This is a genomic window from Janthinobacterium sp. GW823-FHT03B06, from assembly GCF_058796955.1.
Genome location: NZ_JBXAJE010000004.1, coordinates 251615 through 269526, shown reverse-complemented (window position 1 = coordinate 269526; position 17912 = coordinate 251615). Strand labels below are relative to the sequence as shown.

Genomic DNA, 17912 nt, shown 5'->3' with positions numbered 1-17912 from the left:
GGCCTGGTCGAACCAGGGTCGCTGCGACCGTGTGCGCGGCCGGGGAGTTCCGATGATTGCTGCCGCAGCTGGTGAGGGTGCTTTTGATGCGCATGGCCTGGGTAACCTGGCGCGCATCGACCATATCGTCGTGCTGATGATGGAAAACCGTTCCTTTGATCACATGCTCGGCTACCTGAGCCTCGAAGGCGGGCGCGCCGATATCGATGGCTTGCAGGCCAGCCATGCCAACGTGCATGCGGGTGTCAGTTATCCCGTGCACCATTTGCGGCGCACGGCCTTTGGCCCGCAGCAAGACCCGTCGCATACGGGCACGTCGGTGGCGCAGCAATTGCAAAAAAATAATGGCGGCTTTGTCGACGACTATGCGCAAACGCATCCGGGCGACCCCGACATCGACCTGGTAATGGGCTATTACAATGGGGCCGACCTGCCCATGTACGATTTCCTGGCACAGCAGTTCTGCGTCTGCGACCGCTGCTACAGCTCCGTTCCTGGCGCGACCTGGCCCAACCGCCTGTATGCGGTCAGCGGCAAGGCGGCCGGCAGCCGCGACAGCAAGCGCGTGCCCCTGTACACGAACAAATCCTTCGTGCGCCACCTCGACCGCGCCCAGGTCAGCTGGAAATTTTATTCCGCCTGGAAGCCCTGGAGCCTGGCGCTGACGGACGACCATTACCGTTCGTCCGAGCTGTACGAACCGTTCGGATCGAGCGCGCGCCGCTATGGCTTCATCGGCGATGCGCTGGCGGGCGCCTTGCCCTCGGTCAGCTGGATCGATCCGCATTTCTTTGAAAACGACGACCACCCGCCGACCGATATCCGCGCCGGTCAGGCGCTGGTGGCGCAGGTCTACCAGGCCCTGTCGCGCGGCCCCGCCTGGGCGCGCACCTTGCTGATCCTCAGTTATGACGAGCACGGCGGCTTTTTCGACCATGTGCCGCCTGGCCCCGCCATCGACGACGACCCTGCGTTTCGCCAGTACGGCGTACGCGTGCCCATGCTGCTGGTGTCGCCGCTGATCGCGCCGGGCAGCGTCAGCCACGAGGTATACGATCACACGTCGATCATCAAAACCATCCTGCAGCGTTTTTGCCGCGCCGCCGATGGCAGCTTGCCCCAGATGGGCGCGCGCGTGGCGGCCGCCAGCGGCCTGGGTGCCGTGCTGACCCTGGCGCAAGGCCGCGTGGCGCCCGCCGTGCCCGCCGCCGTAGTGGCGCAGCGCGCCGCCTGGGAGGCCGATGTGCGGGCGCAGGATTTCGCCCCGCCGACGCCCGCTTGCCAGCCTGACGGCGAGCTGGCCTCCGCTGCCGCCGTCCCCTTCCAGTCCGATGCCGAGGCGGGCGCGATCGCCGCCCACCGGCAATTGGCGCGCACGGCCAGGAATGCACATGCGCTAAATGGCAAAGCAGCGGGCAAAGCAGCGGGCAAAACAGCGGGCAAAGCTGCGGGTAAAACGGCGGGCGCGGCAGCGCCGAAGTCGTCGGGCCGGCGCCGTCGGCAGGGCGGCAAGCCGGCGCCTCTTGCCGACGGGAATGGCGAAAAACCTGGAGTCGCGTGACTTGGGTGAAGAGCTGCACGATGCGCCGGGTCTGCGCCGGCGGTCGCGCCCGTGGGGCTGCGTATAATCATTCCTTCTCAATCAAGGAGTGACCATGCACGATGCGATGTCCCCACACCCGGTACTCGGTGTGATCGGCCGTTCCGGCAGCGGCAAGACGACCCTGCTGGAATTTGTGGTGAAGGAACTGGCGGCGCGCGGCTTGCGCGTCAACCTGGTCAAGCACAGCCACCATGACCTGGCGCTGGAACCGCCGCAAAAAGACAGCGCCCGCCTGCGCATGGCGGGGGCGGCGGAGGTGCTGGTGGCGTCGCCGTATCGTTTTGCCATCGTGCATGAGCTGCGCGGGGCTCCCGAGCCGAGCCTGGCGCAGCAATTGGCCCGCATGGGGCCGGCAGACCTGACCCTGGTCGAGGGTTTCAAGACGGACCCCATTCCCAAGCTGGAAGTGTTCCGTCCGGAAGTAGGGCAGGCGCCCCTGTATCCGCATGACCCGCATGTGATCGCCGTCGCCTCCGACAGTCCGGCGCCGGCCGACTTGCGCGAGGGCGTGCAATGGCTGGACTTGAATGCCCGCGAGCACGTGCTGGCCTGGTTGCTGCACAGGCTGGAAAAATAAGCTAAAGGTTTGCCGGCGGCATCCGTTAACAAGAGTAGAACCTCATTGGAGAAACGTATGGACGTCGGAAGCATTGCTCAACTGTCAACCACGATGGCGGAGACAGGCACGCGGCAAGCCGTTGGCTTGACTGTCCTGAAAAAAGCTCAGGATATCCAAAGCTCGACCGCCACCGCCTTGCTGGCAGCGTTGCCGCCGGTACAATCGGCGCCAAGTCTGCCGGCTCATCTCGGTAACCGCATCAACACGACAGCCTGAGCGCGGTCCCGCGGCGCCAGTCCGGCGCTCGCCATAGATACGCCCATACCACCGTCATCGACGGTGGTGCGTGGGCGTTTTTGTCTGTCGTTTCGCCGTCCTTTTCGCCTTTCTCCCGTCTCCGTTCGCCATGATCCGGCCGATTCAGTAGAATGACGTCCACCACCTCGCGTTGTCCATCGTGCAGCCCGGGGCGTGCCCACTTTACTTTGACCCATGCAAGAGGAATCCCCATGAACAAACGTCAAGCTCTCATCGCCGCCGCCCTCGCGGGCCTCTGTGCCGGTACTTCCGTCAATGCGGCCGCCCACGATGGCCCCGCCCCAGGCGACAAGGAAAAATGCTATGGCGTGGCCAAGGCCGGGCAGAACGATTGCGCTTCGTCCGACGGCGCGCATTCCTGCGCGGGCCAGGCGGAGGCGGACAACCTGCCCACGGAATGGACATATGTCGCCAAGGGGACGTGCGAACAGGCGGGCGGTTCCGTCAAGCCCATCAAGGCCGGCAAGACGGCAAAGCCGGCCACGCAGCCGTAAACGTCCGCCGCCTGCCCATGCCGCCGCCCATCCAGGCGCTTGCCGGCGTCGGCCTGCGCGCCGCGCACTACCGCGACTTTCTGGCGCGCCGGCCCCAGGTCGGCTGGCTGGAAGTGCACACTGAAAATTATCTGCAGCCGTCGGGCTGGGATAACCATGTGCTGCAGACTCTGCGTCAGGATTACCCCATCAGCCTGCATGGGGTGGGCCTCGGCCTGGGATCCGCGCGCGGCTTTTCCGAGAGTCATTTGCAGCGCGTGCGCGCCGTGGTCGAGCGCATCGAGCCAGCCCTCGTGTCGGAGCACTTGTGCTGGGGCGCCGTGGCACAGCAGCAACTCAATGATCTGTTGCCGCTGGCCTTGAATGGCGCCGCCCTCGATTTACTGTGTGCAAGAGTGGGGAGGGTGCAGGATGTGCTGAAAAGGCCGATCTTGCTGGAGAATGTCTCCACTTGCCTGCGTTTTGCCGACGATGCCATGAGCGAGGCGCAATTCCTGGCGGAACTGGCGCGCCGCAGCGGTTGCGGGCTGCTGCTCGATATCAATAACCTGTATGTGAACCAGTGCAACCACGGCGAGGACGCCATGCTTGCGATGCAAGCCATCGCGCCTGGCAGCGTGGGGGAACTGCACCTGGGCGGCCATCTGCTGACGCCGCACGCCGTGATCGACCACCATGGCGCCGCCGTGGCCGATCCCGTCTGGGAGCTATATGCGGCCGCCTTGCAACGCTTTGGCGCCATTCCCACCCTCGTCGAATGGGACACGGATTTGCCGCCGCTCGATATCCTGTTGGGCGAAGCGGACAAGGCGCAAGCCATGCTGGCGCGCCATGCGCCGCAAACGCCATCATGGCAGGCAGCGTCGCCGCCGTCCGCGCCGCTACCCGCGTCGCTTGACGCGCTGGCCGCTGGCCAGCAGGCATTTGCCATAGCCTTGCTCGATACCGAGGCAACATTGCCATCGTTCGCGGGCGAGGCGGTGCCGCAGCGTTTCGCGCTGTACCGCGGCAACTTGAGCGCCACCTGGCGCCGTACCCTGGGCCACGCCTATCCCGTCGTGCTGGCGCTGGTGGGCGAGGATTTCTTTGGCGGCCTGGCGCGTGCGTATGGCCGCCAGATGCCATCCGATAGCGCCGATTTGAACCAGTTTAGCGCCCGTTTCGCCGATTTTCTGGCGGCTTTCCCGCCCGTGGCCGCATTGCCCTACCTGCCGGACATGGCACGCCTGGAATGGGCCTTGCACCTGGCCCATTACGCGGCCGATGCGCAAGCGCTGGCGCCCGAGTCGCTGGCCGCCCTGCATCCCGATCAGCTGGAAATGCGGCGTTTTACCTTGCATCCCGCTTGCACCTTGCTCGCGTCCGACTGGCAGGTGGCGGCCTTGTGGCAGGCGCATCAGGAGGAAGACGGTTCGGGGATGTTTCCGCAAGATCTGCAGGTGGCGAGCTGGGCGCTGGTCTGCCGGCCGCGCTGGAAAGCGCAGTTGCTGGTGCTCGATGCGGCTGCGCATGCCGCCTTGCAAGCCCTGCAGCAGGGGCAAACGTTTGGGGCCGCGCTCGATGCGGCGTTCGAGCTGGACCGGGCCTTCGACTTGGCCGCGCACCTGCGCCAGTGGCTGGCGCATGCGGTCCTGGCAGCGTGACGGTTTATTCGAAGGCGCGCAGCAGGCGCGCTTCGCCCGTCTGATCGCGGTACAGGGCATTCGCGGCCAGGGTGGCGTCCATCATGCGCGTGACTTGCTCTTCTTCAAAGCGGGCCAGTTCGGCCGTGGCCGCGACGAGGGCCAGTTGCAGCCTGGCGCGCGCGCTCTGGTACAGGCTGCTGGTGTATTTGTCTGTGTTACGCAGTAATTCTTCCGCGTTTTCTATTACCTGGCGCAAGTCGCCGATCAGGCGTTCCTGGCTGCGCGTACCTTGTTCGGGATGGTCCATGGCGCTCCCCTTCCGCAATCGATATTTATCTGACAATAACGACGTGTCGCAGCTTGACTTGGGCAGCCGGGCTGGCAGGAGTGCTGGCTGTACGCATGGGGCCGCTTTCGCGCCCCATGCCGGCATCAAACGGGAGCGACGACCGTGATACGGATATCGCCCACGCTGACGACCTGGCCGGCGCGGATCTTGGCGGTCTTGCGCAATTCCTTCTTGCCATCGACCTTCACCACACCGCTATCGACCATGACCTTGCCTGCGCCACCGCTGTCGCACAGGCCGACCAGCTTCAGCAGCTGGTTCAGCTCGACGAACTCGGATGTTAAATCAAAGCTTACTTTTTGCATTGTATCCCTTATTGCAATGATGTGTTTTCAACACTTGATGACGACCTCAACTAATCCATAGTTTACCTGAAGCCGCCAGCAATGCAGGGTGTAAGTCAGCTTTTGTTGGGCCGCGTCATCTCCAGTGGCACGATCCATGCGCCGAATTGCTCTTCCGTCACAAAGCCCAGGGCCAGCGCCGCTTCCTTCAAGGTCGTGCCTTCGTGCTGGGCTTGCTTGGCGATTTGCGCCGCCTTGTCATAGCCGATGTGCGGCGCCAGCGCCGTGACCAGCATCAAGGAGCGTTCCATCAGTTCGGCGATGCGTGCGCGGTTCGGCGCGATGCCGTGCGCGCAATGCTCGTCGAAGCTGCGCATGCCGTCGCCGAGCAGGCGCGCGCTTTGCAGGAAGTTGTGTGCAATCAAGGGCTTAAAGACGTTCAACTCGAAATTGCCCGAGGCGCCGCCCACCGTGATGGCCACATCGTTGCCGAAGACCTGGCAGCACAGCATGGTCAGTGCTTCGCACTGGGTGGGATTGACCTTGCCCGGCATGATGGAGCTGCCCGGCTCGTTTTCGGGGATCGTGATTTCGCCGAGGCCGGAGCGGGGGCCGGACGCCATCCAGCGCACGTCGTTGGCGATTTTCATCAGGGCCGTGGCCAGGGTTTTGAAAGCGCCATGGGCGGCGACCAAGGCATCGTGGGCGGCCAGGGCGGCAAACTTGTTGCTGGCCGTTTCGAACGGCTGGCCCGTCAGGCGCGCCAGTTCGGCGGCGATGCGGCCGGCAAATTCCACATGGGCATTCAATCCGGTGCCCACGGCCGTGCCGCCAGCGGCCAGCTGCAGCAGCGGCGGCAACGCTGCCGTGATGATGTGCTCGGCAAAGTCCAGCTGCGCCACGTAGCCGGAAAATTCCTGGCCCAGGGTCAGCGGCGTCGCGTCCTGCAAATGGGTGCGGCCGATCTTGACGATGTCGGCAAATTCCGTGGCTTTCGCGTCCAGGGTGGCGCGCAGCTGGCGCAGCGGCGGCAAGACCGTGTTGGCGACGGCCAGCGCGGCCGCCACGTGGATGGCGGTGGGGAAAATGTCGTTCGAGGACTGGCCCAGGTTGACGTCGTCGTTCGGGTGCAGCAGGCGCTCGGCGCCGCGCAAGCCGCCGATCAGCTCGGAACCGCGGTTGGCCAGCACTTCGTTCATGTTCATATTGCTTTGCGTGCCGGACCCCGTTTGCCAGACGGCCAGCGGGAATTCTGCGTCATGCTTGCCAGCCAGCACTTCGTCGGCCGCCTGCGTGATGGCGATGGCTTTCTTGCCATCCAGTAATCCCAGGTCCAGGTTGACGTGGGCGGCCGCGCGCTTGACGGTGGCCAGGGCGGCGATCAGTTCGGGTGGCATCTTTTCCGTGGAGATATGGAAATGCTCGAGCGAGCGCTGCGTTTGCGCTCCCCACAGCCGGTCGGCGGGTACGTCGATCGGGCCGAAACTGTCGCGTTCGATTCTGCTACTCATGGCATCCCTTTCATCGATGGAGGTGGATCGAGTGTACTCCAGACGTCAAAAAGGCACAGGATGATGCTGTATTGCATCATTTTTGCCCTGGCCCATCTATATTTTTGCGATTTCCTGCCGTTAAAGACAGGCGAGCCCCCATTATTTATCCTGTTATCAAAGCGATCAGTCCATGCAGAGCAGCATCCTTCCCCGTTGGTCTTTGATCGCGTGCGCCGCCGCCAGCCTGGCCTTGCCGCCCGTCATGGCGGCCGAACTGGGCGACATGGCCGTCCTGTCGCACGTGGGCCAGCCTTTGCTGGCCGAGCTCGAACTGACGGCCCTGGCGCCCGAGGAGGCCAATGGCGTGACCGTGCGCCTGGCTTCGCCCGATGTGTACCGCGGTGGCGGCATCGGCATGGATCCTGCCCTGCAAACCTTGACGATCAGTCCGTTTGAGCGCGGTGGACGCCATTATGTGCGCGTGGCCACGCGGCAAGCGATCCAGGCGGGGCATGTGCACCTGTATTTATTGCTGGGCAATGGCAGTGGCGCCGTCGTGCGCCTGGGCACCTTGTGGCTGACGCCGGCGCCGCCCGCCGCCGTACCCGCCAGTGCGCCAGTCCGGCCAGCTATTCCGTTGCCCGCGCCGGTCTCCACGCCTGTGCCGTTGCCACGCGCCGTATCCGTCGCGCCGTCGCCCGACGCCGCCGCGCTGGCGGCCCGCGCGCGGGCCGAGGGCCTCGTGCGTCCGGCGCGCGTGTTCGTGCCGCCGCCCGCCGCACCCAAACTGGCCGCCCCCGCGCTGCCGCGCCGCGCCGCAGCGCCCGTGGCCGCCTGCGCGCCGCAGGCGGAGACGGGGCAGGCGGCAGCGTGCGTGGGGCTGGACGAGAAAAATACGGCCCTGACTGAAAAGCTGGGCGAACTGGAAGGCAAGATCGGCGTCTTGCAAAAGGCGCTGGCCCTGCCTGCAGCCGCCGTGCCGCCCGCCGCCGCGCCGGCCGTGGCGGAAGCGCCCCATGCCAAACCGAAACCCCTGCACGCGGCGCCGGCTGCCGACAAGGAAAAGAAATCGGGCGGCATGCTGTGGCTCGGTATCGGCACCCTGGTCTTCCTGCTGCTGACGGCGCTCATCGTGTACATCGTGCGCAAGCGCAGGCAAGCGGCGGGGCCGGGCGCGCCGTCGAAATACTGGGTCTTGCTGCGCAAGCCGTTCGGCCGCAGGAAGAAGGATGTGCCCGTCTTGACGGAGGCGGTGGAAGAAGGGGCGACGGCCGAACCGGAACCGGAGCCGTTCTCGCGTTAATGCTGCCGCAAGGCGCTGCCGCAAGGCCGCCCACAATTTGATATAAAAAAAGATATTGAAAAAATACATGGAAACGCTTGCCAAGCACGTTGCCTGTTTCTTAAAGATGGTGCTATGATGAATTCAGTGGACTTGCTCTACGACAAAACAGCCCCAGCCTGGCGCAGTCACCAACGATAGTGTGGCGCGGCAAACCAGGTGTAGCGTTGCATAAACGCCTGGGTCTGGAAGCGGTTCGCGATGCCGACGATGTGCTCGCGAACGCCGGATGCAACCGGCAGCGAGGCGACGCCAGGAGATACCTGGGGCTCGCCTTCCAAATTCCCCCGCCTTGCCGTTTTGAGCGCCGCAGATGGCGCGCTCGCTGCCAGGGTGATAGACGTAAAAAAAGCACCCGCGGGTGCTTTTGTCGTTTCTGGCGCGGCAAGCTTCTTACATGCGGGCGCGCGAACCTGGCATGGCGTTCGACAGCTGGGTCATCCACGGTTCCGTGATGGCGCGGATTTCGCGGTCATTGGCCAGGATTTGCTTGAGCAAGTCGATCTTGCGCAGGCGCGAGGCGCCGGCCAGGGCAGGCGCCTTGCCCGTCATGGTCGCGCTGGCGGCGCTGGCGCACTGGTTTTCCAGGGTATCCAAGCCATCCCAGTCGCTCGAACGTGCGGCCACGACCATTTGATTGGTCATTCCTGCAATATTTTCATACATCGAGAGAACGTCGTTGGAGGTCATGAGCACACCCGTAACTAGTGAATGGATTACCGCTTGTCTAGATTAACGGCGGGTCCAACGGGAACTTGAGGGTGTTTTTGAAAAAAAGTGAAAATAATTTGGATGTTTTTTTGCGGGCAGCCGGCATGCCCGCAAACCCGCATGCCTGCTCGGTTGGCGATGCGGGCAACGGCCAGCTTACTTGACGAGTTCTTCCAGGCCCGCGCTCAGTTCGGCAAGCGGCGGCATCCTGTCGACCAGCACGGAGGGCGGCAAACCGAGCGCTTCGGCCACCGCGTTGGGATAGCAGGCGATGATTTCTTCATTGCTCAGCTGGTTTTCATCGATGCGCGCGCGCCAGGCGGCCAGGTGGATGATGGCGGCCAGGCGGTTCAATGGTGGCTTGGCCAGCGGAGCGGGGAAGGCGGCGATGGCCTCGGCAAAGGCGGGCGGAAACTTCCAGCGGCGCGCCAGTTCGGCGCCCACCTGCGCATAATCGTAGCCCAGCGACACCCGCTCCGCGTCGAGCCGGCGCGCGTCGAGCGGCGGGGCGATCTTGTCGAGCTGCATTGCTTGCTCGGGCATGGCGGCATGGATCACCAGTTGTCCGATCGCATGCATCATGCCGATGGTGAAAGCCAGATCCTGGTTGTCGCCCGTCTGCTTCGCGATCCAGCGGGCAGATACGGCGCTGTGCAGGCTGTAGCGCCAGAACTGCGGCAAATTCAGGCCCGGCACGGCTTTGAAACCGCTGACGAGGCCCGAGCTGATGACGAGGGTGCGCACGGTCACAAAACCGAGCATCAGCACGGCATCTTCCACCGTGCCGATGCTGCGCGACACATGGTAATAGGCCGAGTTGGCCAGCCGCAGCAGCTTGGCGCTCAAGGCCGGGTCCGCTCCCAGCTTGCGCGCGATGTCTTCGGTGGCGATGGCGGGGTTGTCGAAACTGCGCACCAGTTCATCGACGATCTTCGGGGCGGCAGGCAGGGCGTGGGGATGCTGGAACAGCGCTTCCAGTTGCATGGCAATCTCCTTGGCGTTCGTGCGGTACGGGATGCGGTCGTGCCACTATATGCCGATTTTTTGTCCGCATGCAAAAAAGTTAGGGGATGCTTTTTCGCCCCAAAAAGGCAGGATTTTCAGGTTATGATTTTGGCTATTACATCGAAAGGATCGCCATGCACGGTTTGCGTTTTTCCTGGTCCCGGACGCCAGTCCAGGCCGCCATCATCCTCGCCCTGGCCGGCGTTTCGCTGACCGGTTTGCCCGCCCGGGCGCATGGCCAGCAAGGGGCCGCCAGCGTCGCCGCCCCCGCTGCCGCGAAGGCCTTGCCCGGTGACGATTTCTACGATTACGTGAATGGGGACTGGCTGCGCAGCACGGAAATTCCCGCCGACCGCAGCAGCTGGGGCTCGTTCGCCATCCTCGCCAACGCCACCAACGAGCGCATCATCGGCCTCGTCGAAGGCCTGGCGGCGGCGCCGCAGGCGGATGCATCGGCGCGCCAGGTCAGCGATTTTTACCGTTCCTGGATGGATGAAGCGGCTATCGAAGCGAAAGGCTGGGCGCCGATCAAGCCGCTGCTCAAGAAGATCGACGGCATACGCGACCAGGCAGGGCTGGCCCGCGCGCTGGGCGAGAGCCTGCGCGCCGACGTCGACCCGCTCAACGCCACCAATTTTTATACGGAAAACCTGTTCGGCCTGTGGGTCGCGCAAGACTTGAACGACACCACGCGCAATGTGGCCTACCTGCTGCAGGGCGGACTGGGCTTGCCCGACCGCGCGTTCTACCAGAGCGACAGCGCGCGCATGCAGGGCTTGCGCGCGGGCTACCAGGCGCATATTGCCGCCATGCTCAAGCAGGCCGGCTACCGCGATGCGCCGGCCCGCGCCGCGCGCGTGTTTGCGCTGGAACAGCAAATTGCCGCCAGTCACGCCAGCCGCGAGGATTCGGCCGATGTGGCCAAGGGCAACAATGCGTGGCGCGCCGCCGACTTCGCCAGCAAGGCGCCGGGACTCGACTGGAAAGCCTTCTTCCAGGCGGCAGGGCTGGGCCAGCAGACGGATTTCATTGTCTGGCATCCGACGGCCATGACGGGCAGCGCCGCGCTGGTGGCGAGCGTGCCGCTGGCCACGTGGAAAGATTTCCTTACCTTCCACGCGGTCAACCATTTCAGCACGATCTTGCCGAAGGCGGCGGCCGACCAGCGCTTCGCCTTCTATGGCAGCGCCCTGAGCGGCACGCCGCAGCAGTCGCTGCGCAGCAAGCGGGCGCTGGCCGCGACGAATGCGGCCCTGAGCGACGCCGTCGGCAAGCTGTACGTGGAACGCTATTTCCCGCCTGAATCGAAAGCCCGTGTGCAAGATATGGTGACGAATATCGTCGCCGCCTTCTCGCGCCGCATCGACAAGCTGGACTGGATGGCGCCGGCCACCAAGGCGCAGGCGCAGGAAAAACTCAAGACTCTGTACGTGGGCGTGGGCTACCCCGAACAGTGGGAAAGCTATGCGGGCTTGCGCGTGGTGCGCGGCGATGCGCTGGGCAATGTGCAGCGGGCGGAGCAGTTCCATTACCGGCAGGAGCTGGCCAAGCTGGGCCAGTCGCCCGACCGCAAGGCCTGGGCCATGCCAGCGCAGCTGGTCAACGCCGTCAACCTGCCGCTGCAAAATGCGCTCAATTTCCCCGCCGCCATCCTCCAGCCGCCATTCTTTGACCCGCAAGCATCCGATGCGGCCAACTATGGCGGCATCGGCGCCACCATCGGCCACGAAATCAGCCACAGCTTCGACGATCAGGGCGCGCAGTTCGACGCCCAGGGCAAGCTGCGCGACTGGTGGACGCCGGCCGACCTGGCGCATTTCCAGGCGGCATCCAAGCAATTGGTGGAACAGTTCGCCGCCTACAAACCGTTCCCCGACCTGGCCGTGAATGGCCAGCTGACCCTGAGCGAAAACCTGGCCGACCTGGCCGGCGTGGCGGCCGCCTATGACGCGTTCACCCTGTCGCAGCAGGGCAAGCCGGCGCAGGCGGGGGCGGACCGCGAATTCTTCGTCGGCTACGGCGTCAGCTGGCGCAGCAAGGCGCGCGAAGCGGCGGCGCGCCAGCAAATCCTCACGGATGGCCATGCGCCGGCGCAATACCGCGCCGCCACCGTGCGCAACCTCGACGCCTGGTATCCGGCCTTCGACGTCAAGCCGGGGCAGCAGCTGTACCTGGCGCCGGAACAGCGCGTGCGCGTCTGGTAGGCATAAGCGGTGCCGGCGCGCAGCGTGCCGGCACCGTAAAATGGCGTGATTACTGATTGGAGCGCCATGAAGCCGACCCCACCGCAAGATCCCATCCACGCCATCACGGGCCGCACTCTGGCCCATTACGACGCCAGCGCCGAGCAGTTTTTCGAAGGCACGCGCGATCACGACGTCAGCCAGAACATCGCCGCGCTGCTGAACGCCATCGGCAAGCCCGCGCCGCTGGCCATCCTCGACCTCGGTTGCGGCCCCGGCCGCGACCTGAAGGCGTTCACGGCCCTGGGGCACCACGCGACGGGCGTCGACGGCTGCTCCCGTTTCGTCGGGATGGCGCGCGCCTACAGCGGCTGCACCGTGTGGCAGCAGGATTTCGTCGACCTCGACCTGCCCGCCGCACACTTCGACGGCGTGTTCGCCAATGCCGTGCTGTTCCACGTGCCCAGCGCCGCCTTGCCCGGCGTGCTGCGCGCTTTGTACGCGTGCCTGAAACCGGGCGGCGTGCTGTTCAGCTCGAACCCGCGCGGGCAGAACGAGGAAGGCTGGAATGGCGCGCGCTACGGCAGCTACCATGACGAAGCGAGCTGGGCCACGTACGTGCAGGCGGCCGGTTTTACCCTCGTCGAGCAGTACTACCGTCCGCCGGGCTTGCCGCGCGAACAGCAGCCGTGGCTGGCCACCGTCTGGCGTAAGCCAGCCTGATGGACGCATTTTGTATGAATTTGGGCATGTGTTAGGAACCGTACATAGTTTTTGCGGCCTCGGGCGTACTATGGATACATCGACACGCAGCAAGCAGTTTGCAACGGCGTGTGAGCCGCAGTACCGGCCCTTTGGGCTGGACAACAGATGTACCAACTACAATGAGGATTTATCATGAACAAAGATCAAGTCGAAGGTAAACTGAAGGAAGTCGGCGGTAAAATCCAGGAAGCCGCTGGCAAAGTCGTCGGCAGCGAAGAACAGCAAGCCAAGGGCCTGGCAAACCAGGTCGAAGGCAAAGTGCAGAAGAAAGTTGGCGACGTCAAGGATGCAGTCGAAACTGTGACCCGCAAGCCATAATTTCTGCTCCAGCATATAAAAACCGCCGCCTGTCGCAAGACAGGCGGCGGTTTTTTATTTGATGCAGCGCAAACTTACTGTGCTGGCTGCATCAGGTTCTGCTTGAAGAACAGCTCGATTTTCTTGTACACGTGGCGCTGGCCCGCGCGCGACGAGATGCCGTGCTTGGCGCCCGGATACGTCATCAGGTCGAACTGCACGCCGCGGTTGACCAGCGCGTCGATCAGTCGCGTGCTGTTGCTGAACAGGACGTTGTCGTCGGCCATGCCATGCACCAGCAGCAGCGGCGACTTCAGGCCGTCGAGGTGGGCGAACACGGTGCTGGCCTTGTAGCCGTCCACGTTTTCCTTCGGCATGCCGAGGAATTGTTCCGTGTAGTGGGTGTCGTACAGCGACCAGTCGGTCACGGGCGCCACCGACACGCCCATGGCGATCTTGTCGGATGCGGCCGACAGCAGGCGCAGGGTCATGAAGCCGCCATAGCTCCAGCCGAACACGCCGATGCGTTTCGCATCGACGAAGCTTTGCTTGCCCAGCCAGTCGATGCCCACCAGCTGGTCCGCCACTTCGGCCGCGCCCAGCTTGTGATAGATGGCGTCCGTGAATGCGCGTTCGCGACGCGACGAGCCCCGGTTATCGAGGCGGAAGACGACAAAGCCCTGCTGCGCCATGTACTGGTCGAAGTTGTTGCCCCAGCGGCGCGCCACGTGCTGCGAGTGCGGGCCGCCGTACGTCGACAGGTAGACGGGGTAGCGTTTGCCCGCATCGAAGTTCGATGGCTTGACGATCGAATAGTGCAGGGTCTGGCCATCGTTGGCCTTCAGGGTGCCGTACTCCGTCGGCAGGTGGTCGGCCTTGTACTGGAAGTACGGGTGGCTGGCGTTGAGCGCGTTTTCTTCCAGCCAGCTCACCATGGCGCCGTCCGGGCGGCGGATGCTCACCTGCGGCGGCGTGGCCGGGTCGGAATACGTGTCGACGAAGACTTCGCCATTGCGCGAGAACGTCGTGTCGTGCCAGCCGTCCGCTTTCGTCACGCGCTGCGGCTTGTCGGCCGTGCTGCCGTCGAGGGCCAGGGCGTAGGTCTGCTTGTCGATCACGGCGTCGCGGTTCGACGACACGAACACTTTACCGGTTTTCTGGTTCACGGCCAGCACGCTGTCGATGCCCCACTCGCCGGAAGTGACGGGGTGCAGCAGCTTGCCGCTCATGTCGTACAGGTACAGATGGTTGCGGCCCGTGCGCTCGGACGACCACAGGAAGGTGCCGTTCGACAGGAAGCGCAGGTCGTCATGGATGCTGACCCAGGTTGTCGATGTTTCCGTCAGCAGGGTGCGCTGCGCCAGGGTAGCCGCGTCGACGGCGACCAGGTCCAGCGTCTTCTGGTCGCGCGACTGGCGCTGGTAGACGAGCGATTTGCCGTCCGCGCTCCAGTCGGCGCGCACCAGGTAGATGTCCGGGTTCGTGCCCAGGTCCACCTGGCGCTGCACGCCCGTTTCCGGCGAGACGATCAGCAGTTGCACCAGCACGTTCGGGTCGCCCGCGGCCGGGTAGCGCTGTTCCACGACATCGGTGCGGTCGGCGAAGATTTCAAAGCGGCGCACGACGGGCACGGGCGCTTCGTCATAGCGCTTATACGCGATGGCGGAATCGTCGGGCGCCCAGTAGTAGCCGGTGCGCTGGCCCATTTCTTCCTGCGCCACGAATTCGGCTTCGCCGTTGCGGATCGTGCCCTTGCCGTCGGTGGTCAGCTGGCGTTCCTTGTCCGTCTTGAGGTCGATCACATGGATGTTCTGGTCGCGCACGAACGACACGTAGCGGCCTTTCGGCGAGATTTTCGGATCGAGCACATTGCCCTTGGCGACCAGGCGCGCCTTGTCCGGGTGGGCCGCGTCGACCAGGTACAGATTGCCGGCCAGCGGCACCAGCAGCTGCTTGCCATCGGGCGACCAGCTGTAGCTGAGAATGCCGTTCAGGCTGGCCGTGCGCTCGCGTTCGCGGCGCGCCTGCTCTTCGGGCGAAATCGTTTCATTCGGCACCAGCGCCTTCGAGTCGACCAGGCGGTGCGTGCTCTTGTCCTTGAGCTTGAATTCCCACAGGTCGAGCTGGAACTGGTTGTCGGCGCGGCCGCGCAGGAACGTGACGCGCTCGCCGTCGGGCGAGACCTTCAGGTTGCGCACGCCGGGGCCGGCCAGCGCCGGATCGGCGTGGATGCGTTCCAGGGTCAGCTTTTCAGCCGATGCGGGAACGCTGGCCATCGCGGCCAGAAAACAAAGAATAAAACGCATGGATGTCTCGGTAGTTGGAAGAAGAAGGGCACTGCATGTACAGGCGAGCTTGAGCGTTGCCTAAGCGTAAGACGATACCAGAGCGTGCCTGTTTATGCGATAGCGCCAGCCACGGAATAAACCGTTCATGGCCGTATTTCCTTCGTCAAAAATGTCCAGCAGCCGCCCATTCCATGGCGCTTTGCCCCGTTCAGGCCAATATCATGCCTTCGATTACGGTCAGGCATGCGCCGCCTATCCAGGCGTGACCAGCGCGGAAACTGATGGACACGCGGCCGTCGCGCTGCAGGCACGTGCCCTGGCGGACCGTGTAGTCGCTGCCCGCCAGCAGGTGCGCGATGCAGGCGTTGGCGCTGCCCGTGACGGGGTCTTCCACCAGCGCGCCGTGTTCGCTGAGCAGCGCGCGCACTTCGTAGTCGGCCGGCCCGTCCGCCGCGTGCGGGCCGTACAGCGCCAGTCCGTCGGCGCCGGCGGCGGCTAGCAATGGCGTCAGCGCGGCGACGTCGGCGCGCACGGCCAGGCAGGCCGCGGCGCTGGCCAGCGGCACGCACAGCCAGCGGATGCCCATGTCGGCGACGGTGCCGCCTGCGGCCGGTTCTCCGCCCAGCGCCGTTTGCAGCAGCGGCAGCAGCGCGGGTTCGAGCGCGCGCGTGCTGCAGGGCGGTGCCTGGAACGCCAGCACGCCGCCGGCGCCTCGTTCTATCTGTACCTGGCCGACGCCGCATTCCTGCACGATGCGCGTGCCCTTGGGCCGCATGCCCGCATCGAGCAGGGCGTGCGCCGTGCCCAGCGTCGGGTGGCCGGCGAACGGGAATTCCATCTCGGGCGAAAAAATCCGCACGCGGTAATCGGCGGCCGGGTCGCGCGGCGCCAGCACGAAGGTGGTTTCCGACAGGCCCGTCCAGCGCGCGATGGCCTGCATCTGCGCATCGTCGAGGCCATTCGCGTCGAGCACCACGGCCAGCGGATTGCCGGAGAAGGGCGTGGTGCTGAAGACGTCGACTTGCCTGAAGGGGCGTGGTTGCGGCATGGTGTGCTCCTTGTGCATGGTGTGCTCCTTGTCTCAGGCTGCGCGCAGGCGCTGCAGCGACAGGCGGTTCAGATACCAGGTCAGCAGCACGGCGGCCACCGTCAGGCCCGTGACCAGACCGATCCAGAAGCCGGCGGCGGCCATCGGTTCGGCCGGCGACCAGATGAAGCCTTGCGGCGCCAGGCCCAGCACATAGCCGATCGGCAGCGAGAAGCCCCAGAACGCCAGCAGCTGGATCAGCATCGGCTGGCGCGTTACCTTGTAGCCGCGGATGGCGCAGGAAGTGGCCACCTGCGTCGCGTCGGACAGCTGGAACAGGGCGGCGAACAGCAGCAGCTGCGCGCACAGGGCCTGCACCTGAGGATCGGACGTATAGGCTTGCGCGATCTGGTGGCGGAAGACGGTGATCAGGGTGGCCGAGACGATGGCCGCCGTCAGCGACATGGCCACGCCCACCCATGAAATGAAGCGCGCGCGGCGCAGATTGGCTTCGCCCACGGCATGGCCCACGCGCGTGACCAGCGCGATGCCGAAGGTGAGCGGCACCATGAAGACGACGGACGAGAAATTGAGGGCGATCTGGTGCGCCGACACCTGGATCACGCCGAAGCGCGCCACCAGCAGGCTGATGACGCCAAAGGCGCTCACTTCGGCAAAATACGTGACGCCGATGGGCAGGCCCAGGCGCAGCATGGGACCGATGGACGACAGTTGCGGCCATTCCCAGTGCGTGAACGGATACGTGGCGTGATAGGCGGGCGCGATCCGGATCCACGCCAGCATGGCCAGCAGCATCATCCACACGCAGCAGGTGGTGGCCACGGCGCAGCCCACGCCGCCCAGTTTCGGCATGCCCCAGTGGCCGTAGATCAGCAGGTAGTTGACGAAAATATTCAGCGCCAGCGCGGCCAGCGCGATGACCATCACGGGCTTGGTCTGGTTGATGCTGGTGCTGTAGCCGTACAGCGCGCGGTAGGCGGCGAACGGCGGCAGCGCGCAGCTGATGATGTGCACGAACAGCTTGGCCTTGGACGCCACGGCCGGTTCCAGCATCAGGTGGTCGAACACCAGCGCCGCCATGTTCGTCAGCAGGCATGCGACCAGGCCGACGAGCAGCGCCTTCCACAGCGATTGGCGCACGATGTGCGGCACGCGGTCGTGGCGCGCCGCGCCGATTTCATGCGCCACGAGGGTATTGATCGCCATCATGATGCCGCTCACCGTCACCAGTACGATGGACCAGATGGCCGCGCCCAGCGACACGGCCGCCAGTTCCTCGGGATTCGTATGTCCCGTCATCGCCACGTCGGCTGCGCCCATGCCGACGGTGGCCAGCTGGCCGATCAGGATGGGCCAGGCCAGCTTCCACAGCGACGAGACTTCATTGCGGATGGCGGGCAGGGTGAACGAGGTAGTGTGTGGCATGGGCGGCAAGCTTGACTAAACACAAGATTCTACCGGCATTCGCCGTGCTTGTCCGCCGGGGCGCCCCGGAGGCCGGACCGGCACGGTAATCATTTGTTACAGCTAAGTGGGCCAGTCGCGGAT

17 protein-coding genes are annotated in these 17912 nt (G+C 64.7%); 9 read left to right on the top strand and 8 right to left on the bottom strand.

What is annotated here, in order from left to right:
- Window positions 1-52: 52 nt before the first annotated feature.
- The 5 genes from AC1RBA_RS15900 to bufB all read left to right on the top strand — a co-directional run bounded on the left by AC1RBA_RS15900 (window position 53) and on the right by bufB (window position 4617).
- Complete coding sequence (locus AC1RBA_RS15900) at window positions 53-1561, top strand: alkaline phosphatase family protein (RefSeq protein ID WP_492419024.1); 1509 nt, start codon at window positions 53-55, stop codon at window positions 1559-1561.
- A 94-nt stretch (window positions 1562-1655) separates the two neighbouring features.
- Window positions 1656-2180 (top strand): molybdopterin-guanine dinucleotide biosynthesis protein B, encoded by a 525-nt coding sequence (mobB, locus tag AC1RBA_RS15895; protein ID WP_492419022.1) that lies wholly within the window; start codon window positions 1656-1658, stop codon window positions 2178-2180.
- Between the two features lie 57 nt (window positions 2181-2237).
- A complete protein-coding gene (locus AC1RBA_RS15890; protein ID WP_034781856.1) occupies window positions 2238-2438 on the top strand; it encodes a YjfB family protein in 201 nt (66 codons plus the stop codon).
- Window positions 2439-2671: 233 nt separating this feature from the next.
- On the top strand, window positions 2672-2974 hold the full coding sequence (locus AC1RBA_RS15885; protein ID WP_492419020.1) for a BufA1 family periplasmic bufferin-type metallophore: 303 nt from the start codon (window positions 2672-2674) through the stop codon (window positions 2972-2974).
- A gap of 17 nt (window positions 2975-2991) precedes the next feature.
- Window positions 2992-4617, top strand: coding sequence for an MNIO family bufferin maturase (gene bufB, locus AC1RBA_RS15880; protein ID WP_492419018.1), 1626 nt, complete (start codon window positions 2992-2994; stop codon window positions 4615-4617).
- Between the two features lie 4 nt (window positions 4618-4621).
- Here bufB and AC1RBA_RS15875 read toward each other — a convergent pair whose 3' ends face one another.
- The 3 genes from AC1RBA_RS15875 to fumC all read right to left on the bottom strand — a co-directional run bounded on the left by AC1RBA_RS15875 (window position 4622) and on the right by fumC (window position 6743).
- Window positions 4622-4906, bottom strand: a complete 285-nt coding sequence (locus tag AC1RBA_RS15875) for a hypothetical protein (RefSeq protein ID WP_070221826.1) — start codon at window positions 4904-4906, stop codon at window positions 4622-4624.
- Between the two features lie 125 nt (window positions 4907-5031).
- Window positions 5032-5253 (bottom strand): RNA-binding S4 domain-containing protein, encoded by a 222-nt coding sequence (locus tag AC1RBA_RS15870; RefSeq protein WP_035825476.1) that lies wholly within the window; start codon window positions 5251-5253, stop codon window positions 5032-5034.
- 95 nt (window positions 5254-5348) lie between these two features.
- On the bottom strand, window positions 5349-6743 hold the full coding sequence (fumC, locus tag AC1RBA_RS15865) for a class II fumarate hydratase (protein ID WP_070221825.1): 1395 nt from the start codon (window positions 6741-6743) through the stop codon (window positions 5349-5351).
- 172 nt (window positions 6744-6915) lie between these two features.
- On the opposite strand from fumC, the gene AC1RBA_RS15860 reads away from it, so the two are divergent.
- On the top strand, window positions 6916-8028 hold the full coding sequence (locus AC1RBA_RS15860) for a type IV pilus assembly protein FimV (protein WP_492419016.1): 1113 nt from the start codon (window positions 6916-6918) through the stop codon (window positions 8026-8028).
- A 432-nt stretch (window positions 8029-8460) separates the two neighbouring features.
- Here the strand turns inward: AC1RBA_RS15860 and AC1RBA_RS15855 are convergent, their stop codons facing one another.
- Both AC1RBA_RS15855 and AC1RBA_RS15850 read right to left on the bottom strand, forming a co-directional pair.
- Complete coding sequence (locus AC1RBA_RS15855) at window positions 8461-8757, bottom strand: flagellar protein FliT (protein WP_070221823.1); 297 nt, start codon at window positions 8755-8757, stop codon at window positions 8461-8463.
- Window positions 8758-8934: 177 nt separating this feature from the next.
- Window positions 8935-9762: an HDOD domain-containing protein gene (locus AC1RBA_RS15850; protein ID WP_070221822.1), complete on the bottom strand. Its 828-nt coding sequence runs from the start codon at window positions 9760-9762 to the stop codon at window positions 8935-8937.
- A 155-nt stretch (window positions 9763-9917) separates the two neighbouring features.
- Between AC1RBA_RS15850 and AC1RBA_RS15845 the strand changes: the two genes are divergently transcribed.
- From AC1RBA_RS15845 to AC1RBA_RS15835, 3 genes are all read left to right on the top strand, one after another.
- Entirely contained in the window at window positions 9918-11987 is a 2070-nt protein-coding gene (locus tag AC1RBA_RS15845; protein WP_492419014.1) for a M13 family metallopeptidase, read from the top strand.
- Between the two features lie 66 nt (window positions 11988-12053).
- Window positions 12054-12689: a class I SAM-dependent methyltransferase gene (locus tag AC1RBA_RS15840; protein WP_492419012.1), complete on the top strand. Its 636-nt coding sequence runs from the start codon at window positions 12054-12056 to the stop codon at window positions 12687-12689.
- A 174-nt stretch (window positions 12690-12863) separates the two neighbouring features.
- Window positions 12864-13049 (top strand): CsbD family protein, encoded by a 186-nt coding sequence (locus tag AC1RBA_RS15835; protein WP_034759763.1) that lies wholly within the window; start codon window positions 12864-12866, stop codon window positions 13047-13049.
- 74 nt (window positions 13050-13123) lie between these two features.
- Here the strand turns inward: AC1RBA_RS15835 and AC1RBA_RS15830 are convergent, their stop codons facing one another.
- From AC1RBA_RS15830 to AC1RBA_RS15820, 3 genes are all read right to left on the bottom strand, one after another.
- On the bottom strand, window positions 13124-15334 hold the full coding sequence (locus AC1RBA_RS15830) for a S9 family peptidase (RefSeq protein WP_492419010.1): 2211 nt from the start codon (window positions 15332-15334) through the stop codon (window positions 13124-13126).
- A gap of 190 nt (window positions 15335-15524) precedes the next feature.
- Entirely contained in the window at window positions 15525-16364 is an 840-nt protein-coding gene (locus AC1RBA_RS15825; RefSeq protein WP_492419008.1) for a PhzF family phenazine biosynthesis protein, read from the bottom strand.
- A gap of 33 nt (window positions 16365-16397) precedes the next feature.
- Entirely contained in the window at window positions 16398-17789 is a 1392-nt protein-coding gene (locus AC1RBA_RS15820; RefSeq protein ID WP_070313707.1) for an MATE family efflux transporter, read from the bottom strand.
- Window positions 17790-17912: the final 123 nt, after the last annotated feature.

Coding starts and splice junctions, on each gene's coding strand:
- AC1RBA_RS15900 (WP_492419024.1), top strand. CDS start 53: ATGATTGCTGCCGCAGCTGGTGAGGGTGCTTTTGATGCGCATGGCCTG.
- AC1RBA_RS15820 (WP_070313707.1), bottom strand. CDS start 17,789: ATGCCACACACTACCTCGTTCACCCTGCCCGCCATCCGCAATGAAGTC.
- AC1RBA_RS15855 (WP_070221823.1), bottom strand. CDS start 8,757: ATGACCTCCAACGACGTTCTCTCGATGTATGAAAATATTGCAGGAATG.
- AC1RBA_RS15890 (WP_034781856.1), top strand. CDS start 2,238: ATGGACGTCGGAAGCATTGCTCAACTGTCAACCACGATGGCGGAGACA.
- AC1RBA_RS15850 (WP_070221822.1), bottom strand. CDS start 9,762: ATGCAACTGGAAGCGCTGTTCCAGCATCCCCACGCCCTGCCTGCCGCC.
- fumC (WP_070221825.1), bottom strand. CDS start 6,743: ATGAGTAGCAGAATCGAACGCGACAGTTTCGGCCCGATCGACGTACCC.
- AC1RBA_RS15825 (WP_492419008.1), bottom strand. CDS start 16,364: ATGCCGCAACCACGCCCCTTCAGGCAAGTCGACGTCTTCAGCACCACG.
- AC1RBA_RS15870 (WP_035825476.1), bottom strand. CDS start 5,253: ATGCAAAAAGTAAGCTTTGATTTAACATCCGAGTTCGTCGAGCTGAAC.
- mobB (WP_492419022.1), top strand. CDS start 1,656: ATGCACGATGCGATGTCCCCACACCCGGTACTCGGTGTGATCGGCCGT.
- AC1RBA_RS15860 (WP_492419016.1), top strand. CDS start 6,916: ATGCAGAGCAGCATCCTTCCCCGTTGGTCTTTGATCGCGTGCGCCGCC.
- bufB (WP_492419018.1), top strand. CDS start 2,992: ATGCCGCCGCCCATCCAGGCGCTTGCCGGCGTCGGCCTGCGCGCCGCG.
- AC1RBA_RS15835 (WP_034759763.1), top strand. CDS start 12,864: ATGAACAAAGATCAAGTCGAAGGTAAACTGAAGGAAGTCGGCGGTAAA.
- AC1RBA_RS15840 (WP_492419012.1), top strand. CDS start 12,054: ATGAAGCCGACCCCACCGCAAGATCCCATCCACGCCATCACGGGCCGC.
- AC1RBA_RS15845 (WP_492419014.1), top strand. CDS start 9,918: ATGCACGGTTTGCGTTTTTCCTGGTCCCGGACGCCAGTCCAGGCCGCC.
- AC1RBA_RS15875 (WP_070221826.1), bottom strand. CDS start 4,906: ATGGACCATCCCGAACAAGGTACGCGCAGCCAGGAACGCCTGATCGGC.
- AC1RBA_RS15830 (WP_492419010.1), bottom strand. CDS start 15,334: ATGCGTTTTATTCTTTGTTTTCTGGCCGCGATGGCCAGCGTTCCCGCA.
- AC1RBA_RS15885 (WP_492419020.1), top strand. CDS start 2,672: ATGAACAAACGTCAAGCTCTCATCGCCGCCGCCCTCGCGGGCCTCTGT.